Raw genomic sequence first — 11,740 nt, forward strand, 5'->3', positions numbered from 1 at the left:
TCCTTATTTGACAACGACTGTGTAGTCGGTATTTTCTGTTATGAGGTGCTCGGCTCGTTCTAAGTCTTGAGCATTTTTAAATGAAATTTGTAGGATCCCGTGAATATCCTCACGGTTTTCCTCGTTAATGTGGATATTAACCAAGGAAGTTCCACGTAGCAGTTCCAAAATTCGCAAGATGACATCTTCTTCATCGGGAACGTCAACATAGAGATCGTAAGAACTGTCCACACCACCACGCTTATGAATTTCCATGGCCTGACGTTGCTCACGCGCCTGATTGAAAAAGTTCCAAATTTGCTCTTCATCTCCCTTGCTGATGGCTTGTCCAACCTCATCTAAGCGCTCCTTGAAATCCTCAATTCGATCCAGAATAGTTTCACGATTAGACAAGAGAATAGAAGTCCACATGCCCGGCTCGCTTTCCGCAATTCGGGTCATATCTCGAAAACCACCGGCCGCAAAGCGCCTTGCCATCTCATGTTCTTGAGCATAAACCGCAGTCTGCTCCATGAGACTAGAAGCCAGAATATGAGGAAAATGGCTAATCTGAGAAGTCACCCGATCATGCTCCTTGGCATCAATCTCGATAAAACGAGCATGAAGACCTGAAAGCAGATCCTTCATTTCCTCAAGCGTATCCTGACTTGTCAGGCTCGAAGGTGTAAAGATATAATAGGCATTTTCAAAGAGATTGACATCCGCAGAAGCTGCCCCTGTCTTGTGACTACCAGCCATGGGATGGGCCCCAACAAAGCGAACAGGCTTACCAGCTAAATACTGCTCCGCCGCATCTACGATGGATGACTTGGTTGAGCCTGCATCCGAGATAATCACTCCTTCTTTCAAGTCTAAGTTGGCCAATTCCCTAATGAAAGCAATGGTTTGTTTGATTGGCAAACTGAGGATGATGATATCTGCCAAAGGAGCAAAACTGGCAAAATCATCCGTTGCACGGTCAATCATGCCTTCTTTCAAGGCGATATCTCTCGAAGCTTGACTGCGATTATAACCTAAAATTTCATAATCTGGATGATCACGTTTGATACCAAGGGCCATAGAGGCTCCAATCAAACCAAGACCTGCGATATAGACTGTTTTTGTCATAGGAACTCCTTAATAGTTCTTTGTATAGTCTCGGTGTTTGGCTACTGCTTCTTTTAATTCCTCAAGATTATCTGATGAGAATTTTTCAAGGATTTCTTGCGCCAGAACCGTTGCCATAACGGCTTCCATAACCACTCCTGCAGCTGGAAGAGCGGTCGGATCGCTTCTCTCCACGGTTGCCTTGTAAGGTTCGTGGGTTTCGATATCCACACTCATAAGAGGTTTGTAGAGAGTAGGAATAGGTTTCATGACTCCACGAACAACAATCGGTTGCCCATTGGTCATACCACCTTCAAAGCCGCCCAGATTGTTAGTACGGCGAGTATAGCCGTCTTCCTTAGACCAGAGAATTTCGTCCATAACTTGGCTACCTTTTCGGTAACCAGCTTCAAAGCCAAGACCAAATTCCACTCCTTTAAAGGCATTGATAGAAACAACGGCTTGGGCCAATCGCGCATCTAATTTTCTGTCCCATTGAACATAGGAACCAAGACCAACTGGAACACCTCCGACAACTGTCTCGACAACTCCACCAATGGTATCACCATCACGTTTGATTTGGTCAATATAATCCTTGATTTCCTGTTCCCGTTCTTGGTTGACAATAGAAACTTCAGACTGGGCAGCTCGTTTCTTAATCTCAGCAACTGTGAGATTCTCAGGAACATCGATTTCCTTGCCACCAAAGACAACGACATGGTTGGCAATCTCCATATCCAGTTCAGCTAAGAGACGTTTGGCTACAGCCCCAACTGCCACCCGCATGGTGGTTTCACGAGCTGATGAACGCTCCAAAGAATTTCTCAAATCATCAAAACGGTACTTGATGCCCCCAACCAAATCGGCATGTCCTGGACGAGGATGGGTAATTTTTCGTTTGCTTTTAAGGCGGTCTTCAATGTCCTCCGCAGACATGATATCCAGCCATTTCTGGTGGTCCTTATTGATGACATCCATGGTAATAGGAGCCCCTGTCGTTTTCCCGTGGCGAACGCCCGAAGTAAAGACAACCTGGTCACTCTCAATCTTCATACGACCACCACGACCGTAGCCACCCTGACGACGTTTAAGGTCGCCATTAATATCCTCAACTGTCAAAGGAAGTCCAGCTGGAATTCCTTCAATGATAGCCGTCAGACGGGGGCCGTGTGATTCTCCTGCAGTTAAATATCTCATACACTCTCCTTATTTTACCAAGTAGTCTTTCATCTCTTCCAGAGAAACTGGGTGAATGGTCGCTGAACCAAGCTCTGGCACCAAGACCAATTTCAAGGTGTTACCACGCGCTTTCTTGTCATGAGTAAGAGCCTGATAAAGCTTATCAACATCCCAGTTTTCATAGTCAACAGGTAGTCCAAATTTCTGGCACATTTCTGTGATAGACTGGGTAATGCCAGCTGGCATAAGACCTTTTTCCTCAGCAACCTTGGAAATCTGAACCATTCCCATGGCCACAGCCTCTCCATGCATGACTTTGCCATAGCCGGCAGTCGCTTCAATGGCATGACCAATGGTGTGGCCAAAGTTGAGATAAAGGCGTACACCATTGTCCAACTCATCCTCTACCACCATCTTGCGCTTGACCTGGCAAGAATGTTCAATCAAGGTCTCTGCATGCTCTAAAATGCTCTCTACAGAACCATCCAGCTCCGTCAAGAGAGCCCAAAGTGCTGGATCCTCAATCAAGCCATACTTGATAACCTCACCCATCCCTTCAATCAACTCTCTTTTTCCAAGCGTTTCAAGAACAAGTGGGTCAATCAAAACCCCATCTGGTTGGGCAAAGGTCCCCACCATATTTTTAGCAAATGGAGTATTAACACCCGTCTTTCCACCGATAGAAGAATCCACCTGAGCTGTCAAACTAGTCGGAATCTGAACAAAATGAATACCTCGCATATAGGTAGAGGCTACAAAACCAGCCAAATCCCCAACGACACCGCCACCAAGAGCCACGAGTCCATCGCTACGAGTCAGACCTTGCTTGACTAAAAATTCATAGACTTTCTGGACAGTGGTTAAATTCTTTCTTTCTTCCCCTTCCAAAAAGTCAAATACCGCTACCTTAAAACCAGCATCTTCTAGGATGAGCTTGACCTTCTCTGCATAAAGAGAAGCTACATGGTTGTCTGTCACAATGACCACTTTTTGCGGTTGCCAGAGTTCTCTCAACCATTGACCAGCCTGAGCCAGACAACCTTTTTCAATATGAATATCATAAGGATGATGAGGAATATCGATTCTGATTTTCATAGGAGAGTCTCCTTTTCTTTATTGGTATTTTTCTGTTAAGGACTGCCAAATCTCTTCTGTCGGCATTTCCTTGCCTGTCCACAGTTGAAAGGCTTCAGCAGCCTGATAGAGCAACATCCCCAGACCGTTTACAGCTGAACTGCCCTGACTTCTGGCCCATTTCAAAAATGGGGTTTCAAAGGGTTGGTAAATAATATCTGCCACCAAGAGAGTTTCTGGCAAATTGATGCTTTCAGGAATTGGAGAGGTTTGCCCATCCATGCCCACACTAGTGGCATTGACCAGTAAATCCGACTCGGCAATCCTTTCCTGCAAGACAGAAACATCTTCTAAAGCATACAAGTCCACTTTAAAACCTGTTTGCTCCTGTAACTTGTCTAGGTAATGTCTTGTTTTTTCCATAGAAACTGAACGAACAAAGACCGAAATCTGACTGACGCCATCCAAAATAGCCTGGGCCAGAATGGACTTGGCTGCACCACCTGCACCCAGCAAGGTCATCTTCTTACCTGTAATTGTAAAAGAAGGCAAGCTCTTAAAAAATCCCTTGCCATCTGTATTATATCCAATTAAAGTACCATTATCATTTACAACCGTATTGACCGCACCAATCAAGCGCGCTTCGTCACTCAGCTCATCCAAATATGGAATCACTTGCTCCTTATAGGGCATGGACAGGTTGATACCAAACATCTGGTAGCGGCGAATATTAGCCACTGTTTCTGCCAAGTCAGCCACTTCAATCTCCCAAGCTACGTAAGCACCATTGGTAGCTGTCGCCTCAAAGGCACTATTGTGAATGAAGGGGGAAATAGAATGCTTAATAGGATTGGCAACAACTGCAGCTAAACGTGTATAGCCATCAAGCTTCATCCAAAATCTCCCTGATTTTTTTCATGTTAGCTAGGGAAATCTGACCTGGGGCACTTGCCTCATCTAGACTAGCAAAAGACCAGCTAGAACCTGTCACATCCGCAGTGATACGAGAGACCTTGCCCACCTTGCCCATAGAAATGGTCACATATTCCTGTTCAGGATTGAGGGTTTTAAAGCCTCGTGTATAGTTCATCAAGTCTAGCACATCCTGCTCTGTGTGAGCCATCACCGCAACCTTGACCAGTTTTGGATTTAGGCTCGTCAACTCTGACAAGATTTCCATCATATTTTCAGGTGTTTCTTGGAAATTGTGGTAACTTAAAACGAGATTTGGGAAGTCCAGCATTTCCTCAAAGACATCCTTGTAGCTATAGTACTCAAAATCAATATAGTCTGGTTGATAGAGTTGCGCCACTTCCTTGATTAGATGGATATATTCTTCCGGAGAAAGGTCAATTTCTCCCCCTTCAGCGCGAGTTCGCAGAGTGAAAACCAACTCACGACCTGCGAATTTTTCAAAAATAGCTGGAGCTACCTGCAAAATCGCTTCCTTAGGCAGATAGTCGGCACGCCATTCAATGATGTCGGCATCCAGATACCTCGTGGCATCCAGAGCCTGAGCCTCCTCTAAACTTCTTGGCATTACTGAAACGATTAATTTCATTTACTAACCTTCATACTAATCACCTTGAGGTAATTACTACTTTCATCTTTTTTATTATAGGCGAAATCTGCTGGAAGACCGTATTTGTTTAAAATCTGGTAACTTCTTCCTGCAAAGCCTTTATCAATTTGTTCTGTAAATTTCTGGCGGGAAACATTGGCAGCATTGGTACTGGCAATGATGATTCCTCTCGGATTTAAAATCTCCAGACTCTGGGAAATCAACTTGTGATAATCCTTGGCCACAGAGAAGGTCTGTTTTTTGTTCCGAGCAAAGCTAGGCGGATCTAGAACAATCACATCGTAGGTCAAGCCTTTTCGTTTGGCATATTTGAAATACTCAAAGACGTCCATGACTATAAAACGATGGTCATCTGTGCTGAGTCCATTTGCCTGAAAATGCGCTTGAGACAATTCTCGTGAACGTTTGGCTAGGTCCACAGAAGTTGTCTGACTTGCCCCTCCCATGACCGCAGCTACTGAAAAGGCTGCTGTATAAGAAAACATATTGAGCAAGGATTTACCCATAGCCAATCCATCAACCAGACTACCACGAACCTCGTGCTGGTCTAGGAAAATCCCTGTCATCAAGCCATCATTCATAAAGACCTGATACAAGACACCATTTTCCAAAACAGTGAAAAAGTCAGGTGCTTCTTGACCATAAACATGGGCTGATTCATAGTCTAACCCCTTAAAGCGGCTCTTTTCATAGGTTCCTAAAACCTCAGGAAAAACCTGTCTAAAGGCTTCTGAGATAACCTTGCGAATCTGATAAACATAAGAGTTATACCAAGAAAAAACAGCATAGTCGCCATAAAGGTCCACTGTCAGACCGCCAAAGCCATCTCCCTCTTGGTTGAAGAGACGAAAGGCAGTTGTCAAATCATCTTGATAATAGGCACTTCTCTTTTCTTTAGCTTGTCTAAACAGCGTTTCAAAGAAAGCTTGATTGAAGGCCACCTTGTCCTTACTAACAAACCAGCCCAAGCCCTTGTTTTGCTGAGAAAGGTAGGCAGTCCCAAGAAAGATTCCTTCCTGACTCTGTACTTCTACTTCCTGATCCTTAAGATTGACATTCTCAAGATCACTGGCTTCTAGTAAAACCAGACCTTTGGCGAGCTTCTTTTCAACCCTTTTGCTAACTCTTATTCTATTCATAATTACCATTATATCAAACTTTTAGACAATTCTCAAAAAAGAAACTACCCTTGCTTTTTTACTCTTCTTTTAAAAAATGGTATACTAATACTAATAAAAAATTAGGAAGTAAATGTGTGAGAATTAATTTTAACAAAATCCAAAAAGCCATCGGTACCAGACTGGGTTTTGTCCTAACCCTTTTAATCCTCTATTGGCTCAAAACCTTATTAGCCTATACCGTTGACTTTAATTTAGATATTCAAGTAGGTAAGTTGCAGGGGAATTACCTTGCCTTTATAGCCTTTTTCAATCCCCTTCCTTTGGGGCTACTCCTGCTAGCTCTAGCCCTCTATGCTCGGTCAACCAAGATCTTTTATGGCCTGAGTATAGCTATTTATAGCCTTTTATTCATTTGGCTCTATTCTAATATCTTTTACTATCGAGAATTTAGTGACTTTATCACAGCTAATACCATGAAGGTGGTCAGCAAGGTGTCTGTCGGCACTGCAGAACTAGAGTTACTGCGTCCTTGGGATTTCATCTATTTTATGGATTTCCCATTGCTGGCTTTCCTTTTCTATAAAAAATTCATCCAGCTGGATAGGAGAACTTTCAAATTCCGCTCCAGTGTTGCCATCACTGCTCTCTCGGCCCTGCTCTTTTCAGCTAACCTTTTCTTGGCTGAAATTGAGCGTCCCGATCTCCTATCGCGAGGATTTTCTAATTATTATATTGTTCGTGCCCTTAGTTTGCCAGCCTTTTTAGGTTATAGCGCCAACCAATCCTACAGCGCCAACAAGGAACGGGCTAAGGCCTCTGAGACTGATCTTCAACCTATTACAGATTATATTCAAGAACATTCGGCTAAGCCTAATCCAGACTATTTCGGCTTAGCCAAAGGGAAAAATGTGATTTATCTCCACTTGGAAAGTTTCCAGCAGTTCCTACTGGACTATAAACTCAACATAGATGGAACTGAGCATGAAGTCACTCCCTTCCTAAATTCACTCTACCATTCGCAATCAACCCTAGCCTTTTCGAATATCTTTAACCAAGTCAAGGCTGGTAAGACCTCAGATGCGGAAACCATGCTGGAGACTGGTTTGTTTGGACTTGACCAAGGTTCTTTCATGGTCAATTACGGTGGTACCAATACCCAGCAGGCAGCTCCTTTTATCCTATCAAAAAACGGCTACCAATCAAGTGCTGTCTTTCACGGTAATATCGGAACCTTCTGGAACCGAAATACGACCTACAAACAATGGGGCTACCAATACTTCTTTGATGCTTCCTACTTCACCAAGCAAGACAGTAGCAATTCTTTCCAATATGGTTTAAATGATAAAATCATGATGAAGGATTCTATCCAATATCTGGAGCATATACAGCAGCCTTTTTATGCCAAGTATATCACGGTGTCCAATCACTATCCCTATGCTAGCAATCTGACAGGCGATGAGCTTGGTTTCCCCTTGGCCAAGACCAAAGATGAAACAATCAACGGCTACTTCCAAACAGCTAACTATCTGGATAGTGCTATCAAGGCCTTCTTTGACTATCTCAAAGAAAGTGGCCTCTATGAAAAATCCATCATCGTCATCTACGGAGACCATTATGGCATTTCCAATTCCCGCAATCCTGACCTGGCACCTTTAATTGGCAAGACTTCTGAGAACTGGTCGAATTACGACAATGCCATGTTGCAACGAGTGCCTTTTATGGTGGTCATGCCTGGCTATGAAAAGGGACAAATCATCAATACCTACGGTGGACAAATCGATATCTTACCGACTCTCGAACACCTCCTTGGTATCGAATCCAGTTCCTTCCTTCAAGTTGGACAAGACCTCCTATCACCAGACCACCAAGAAATCGTTGCCTTTCGAAATGCCAATTCCTTCGTCACACCAAAATATACCAGCTACGACGGAAGAACCTACTATACTGAGAGCGGTCTTGAAATCAGCAATCTTGATGAACAAGCTCAAACTGAACTAGAAATTGTTCGTCAAGCAGCTAGTCAACAGCTTAAAATCAGCGACCAGATTCAAACTGGCGATTTGATACGTTTCTACCAAGCAGATCATCTTGGAAAAGTTGATACAGAAAGTATTTCTTACCTCAATTCTTTACCAATTCTTCAAAAGATTGAGCAGGAAAAAGGTAGTCAGTCAACTAGTCTTTTTAGCCAACGACAAGGTAAAACCAGTGCTAACCTTTTCAAGGCACCAAGTTACCAAGAACTCCACCCAGAGTCGGCTGAAACCGAATCAAAATCACAATAAAAGATGCTCTTCCGTCTTGGAGGAGTATTCTTTTTATCAACAAAAATCAAAGAACAAACTAGGAAACTAGCCTCAGATCAACTCTGAGATTGTAGGTAGAGAGGTTGTAACTGCAGTATATGTCTGTCAAGTTTAGTGACGTAGATAGTAGAAGATAAATCACCTTAAGCAGGTATCTGGAAAATTTGATTTTATAGAGAAGCCTTTTGTTACAAACTCAATATACTATCAATAAATAATATCATAGAAGCAACAATAATTATAATTTCACCTATTTGCATAATCCTATTTCGAACTCTAAATATATTTTCTATCAAAAATACTTGAAAAAGACACATTATAGGAATTAAATTTTTTGAAATTGAAAAATATCCAAATAAATAAACTATAAACAACAAAAATAGAAACTTGTTATATTTCTTATTCATGACATTCCCCTCTTTATTTTTTGATTACCAATCTTAATCATTTACAACCACATTATAACAAACTACGAAATCCTTGTTAACAAATATTGCCATTTTTTAAAATTTTTTGTGATTCTTACTTCGATATTGATTTTAGATGACTTTTCGTCTATACTTAGGTGTGAACACAACAGTTCTACTTTGTGTACGATAAACTATGAGCCTTTTGTGCCATATTTTTCTCCTTTCGCTTTACAATTGGCTTGAACACCTTTATTGTATCGCGTTTGGAGTTTTTTTGGTATAGTAGATTGAAATAAGAGGTGAACGAATTGATTGGAAAAATCAAATTAATTTCTACAAATGTTTTAGCAATCGTGATGTACTACTCTAGATTCAATCCACTATATAACCTTCGACGCACGTGACTGAGGAAAAAGTCTTTAAAATCAGAAAAACGCATAATATCAGATGTGCTAAAATCTTGATATTATGCGTTTTATTGTGGAAAGATTTTTTCCGTTTTTTACTATGGTAGATTGAAGTAGGATTCGAACAAATCGATTAATAAAGTCAAATTAATTTCTACAAATGTTTTAGCAACCATGACCTACTCTTCTAACTTCAATCCATTACAAATTCCCTGATTTATTTGTTCAGATTTTATTTCATTTCACTATAAAATTGAGTTTTTCCCAACCTATTTTAAAATGTTTGGCGTTTTGCTTTACGCTCTGCACGACCGCGAGCGCGATTTTCAGCACGCTTGGTTTTGCGGCGTTTTTCATCAACCGCCCATTGAATTTTCTTCTTATAACCTGGTTTGACTTTTTTCTTTTTCTTTTTAACCAAACCAATCATCTCGATATCAAGTTTATCTTGTTTTTTCTCACGGTTGGCACGACGATCACGGTCATAGGTATCTTGAAATTCCCCGTCTTTAACCATCTTAGGAGTAAACTTAATTCCTAATTTCTCCAACTCACGGATATCCGAGTCATCGCTTGGTTGATAAAGGGTAATAGCTGTACCTGGTAGGCCATTTCGTCCGGTACGACCAACACGGTGCACAAAGAAGGATAAATCTTGCGGAATGGCATCATTGATGACATGACTGACACCTTCAATGTCAATCCCACGCGCCGCCAAGTCTGTTGAGACAATGTACTCAAAATCCAGATTTTTCACCTGATTCATGATTCGCTTACGTTCACGAGGAGCAATATCTCCATGGATCTTCGCTACCTTCAAGCCTTGAGCAGTCAAATATGAATGCAATTCATCAGCACGCGTTTTAGTGTTAACAAAAATCATTGCCAAATAAGGCTGCATCAACTGAGTCAACTGGTAAATTTGAGCGTTCTTGTCACGTCCCTTAGTAGAAATCAACCAATTATCAATAGTGTCAGAAATGACAGTTTTGGTCTTAATTTTCTCCATAACAGGATTCGATAAGTACTTTTTCAAGAATGGTTGCAACTTTTGTGGAATAGTCGCTGAGAAGACCATGAATTGCAAGTCTTTGGGAAGGCTGCCAGCAATCTTATCAACAGTTTCCAAGAATCCCATATCCAAGGTCATGTCTGCCTCATCGACCACAAAAGTCTTAGCCTTGTGAATAGCCAAATCACCGGATTTAACCAAGTCATAGATACGGCCTGGTGTTCCAATAACAATATGAGGCTGATTGCTTGCCAATTTCTCAATCTGGCGAGCCTTATCCGTACCACCCACATAATTAACCACACGAACTTCGACATCTGAGTGAGCAGCAATCTGACGGGCTGCTTGGTAAATTTGAGTAGCCAACTCACGACTCGGTGCAGTAATCACGGCCTGTACACTATCGCTAGCTTCATCTAGTTGCTGGAAAATCGGTAACAAGAAAGTATGTGTCTTACCCGAACCTGTTTTTGATTCACCGACCAGGTCACGACCTGCCAAGACAATGGGAATCAACTTATCTTGTACCTCTGTTGGAGTTGTAAATTTCAACTCCTGCAAGGCTTCTCTAATATAGTTTTTAAATTGAAATTTCGTAAATGACATAATATCCTCGATTCTATCTATCCTATCAATTATACCACATTTTATTCCATTTCAGTAGTCTCACTTATTTAGGCTATTTCCAGTACCTTTTCTAGTCAGAAAAAGGCTGGAATTTGAGAATCCCAACCTCTTTTCAGTTATTATTTCCAGTTTAAAAGAGCATTCAAGCCATAGTGATCACTCACTTGTGGACTCTTATTACCATCAAATACGACATGTAAATTTTCTACCGCTAACTCTTTGGTAGTAAAAACATAGTCGATTCGAAGGGGTTCTGTGTTCCCCTTCCATCCATCAATTTCTGGTGGAACGGTATAGCTACCGCTTTTCTCTTGAGCAACTTCAAAAGCGTCTTGTAAACCTAATGGACTAGCTAAAATAGCTTGGTAGCCTTCCTGTCCAGCCGGATTGTTGAAATCTCCAGCTATCAAAAGCGGCTTGTTCAATTCTTTCAAGACAGCCTCAAATCGTGCCCATTCTTCTTGGAAACCTTTATCCCACCAAGAAAGGTGGACACTTGCAACTGCAAGCTCCTTACCATCGACTACAGTTTCAGCCAGGGCGACACGGCGAGTATGATAGTCTGTTGGATCATCCACATCTGAAACTAAAATTTCTCTGGCTTCAATAGGTGTTTTAGACAAGATAGCCACACCTTCGTGGTAGCGATCATAACCGATATGGTTATAGGCCCAAGTCCAGTAGTAATTTTTCCCTTTCTCAGACAACTTTTCAACCAAGAGTCTAACATAGTGGTCTTGATGAATAGACTCAGCTGCTGGCAAAGCTTGATAAAGGTCATTAACCTCCACCACTGGCGAAGTGATCTCCTGATTGATTTCTTGGAAACAAATCAAATCATAGTCCTTTTCAAGAATATCCTCAAGCAAAATCTGGAATTTTTCCTCTGCTTCTTTCTCCATCCAACTGTGAGTATTGAGTGTTAAAAATTTCATT

9 protein-coding genes are annotated in these 11,740 nt (G+C 41.7%); 1 reads left to right on the forward strand and 8 read right to left on the reverse strand.

Going from position 1 to position 11,740, the window contains the following annotated elements; translation table 11 throughout:
* Positions 1-3: 3 nt before the first annotated feature.
* Genes QM865_RS05565 through QM865_RS05590 form a run of 6 tightly spaced genes read right to left on the reverse strand, consistent with a single transcriptional unit; the run spans position 4 to position 6,060 of the window.
* Positions 4-1,107, reverse strand: a complete 1,104-nt coding sequence (locus QM865_RS05565; protein WP_414306211.1) for a prephenate dehydrogenase — start codon at positions 1,105-1,107, stop codon at positions 4-6.
* A gap of 9 nt (positions 1,108-1,116) precedes the next feature.
* Positions 1,117-2,283, reverse strand: coding sequence for a chorismate synthase (gene aroC, locus QM865_RS05570; RefSeq protein ID WP_414306212.1), 1,167 nt, complete (start codon positions 2,281-2,283; stop codon positions 1,117-1,119).
* 9 nt (positions 2,284-2,292) lie between these two features.
* The gene (gene aroB, locus QM865_RS05575) at positions 2,293-3,360 is read right to left on the reverse strand and encodes a 3-dehydroquinate synthase (protein ID WP_414306213.1); all 1,068 of its coding nucleotides are present in this window, start codon (positions 3,358-3,360) and stop codon (positions 2,293-2,295) included.
* A gap of 18 nt (positions 3,361-3,378) precedes the next feature.
* Positions 3,379-4,233, reverse strand: coding sequence for a shikimate dehydrogenase (locus QM865_RS05580; protein ID WP_414306214.1), 855 nt, complete (start codon positions 4,231-4,233; stop codon positions 3,379-3,381).
* On the reverse strand, positions 4,223-4,900 hold the full coding sequence (aroD, locus tag QM865_RS05585; RefSeq protein ID WP_042900899.1) for a type I 3-dehydroquinate dehydratase: 678 nt from the start codon (positions 4,898-4,900) through the stop codon (positions 4,223-4,225). Before aroD ends, QM865_RS05580 begins: the two co-directional genes overlap by 11 nt.
* On the reverse strand, positions 4,897-6,060 hold the full coding sequence (locus tag QM865_RS05590) for a class I SAM-dependent rRNA methyltransferase (protein WP_414306215.1): 1,164 nt from the start codon (positions 6,058-6,060) through the stop codon (positions 4,897-4,899). The genes aroD and QM865_RS05590 overlap by 4 nt, the downstream gene beginning before the upstream one ends.
* Before the next feature lie 116 nt (positions 6,061-6,176).
* Between QM865_RS05590 and QM865_RS05595 the strand changes: the two genes are divergently transcribed.
* The gene (locus QM865_RS05595) at positions 6,177-8,327 is read left to right on the forward strand and encodes an LTA synthase family protein (RefSeq protein WP_414306216.1); all 2,151 of its coding nucleotides are present in this window, start codon (positions 6,177-6,179) and stop codon (positions 8,325-8,327) included.
* A 1,112-nt stretch (positions 8,328-9,439) separates the two neighbouring features.
* Here QM865_RS05595 and QM865_RS05600 read toward each other — a convergent pair.
* Positions 9,440-10,783 carry a DEAD/DEAH box helicase gene (locus tag QM865_RS05600; RefSeq protein WP_414306217.1) on the reverse strand — a complete coding sequence of 448 codons (1,344 nt, stop codon included), beginning with the start codon at positions 10,781-10,783 and terminating at the stop codon, positions 9,440-9,442.
* A 140-nt stretch (positions 10,784-10,923) separates the two neighbouring features.
* Positions 10,924-11,739 (reverse strand): endonuclease/exonuclease/phosphatase family protein, encoded by an 816-nt coding sequence (locus tag QM865_RS05605; RefSeq protein ID WP_414306218.1) that lies wholly within the window; start codon positions 11,737-11,739, stop codon positions 10,924-10,926.
* Position 11,740 lies beyond the last annotated feature (1 nt).

This window comes from Streptococcus mitis, from assembly GCF_047462815.1.
GTDB classification, from domain to species: Bacteria; Bacillota; Bacilli; order Lactobacillales; family Streptococcaceae; genus Streptococcus; species Streptococcus mitis_DO.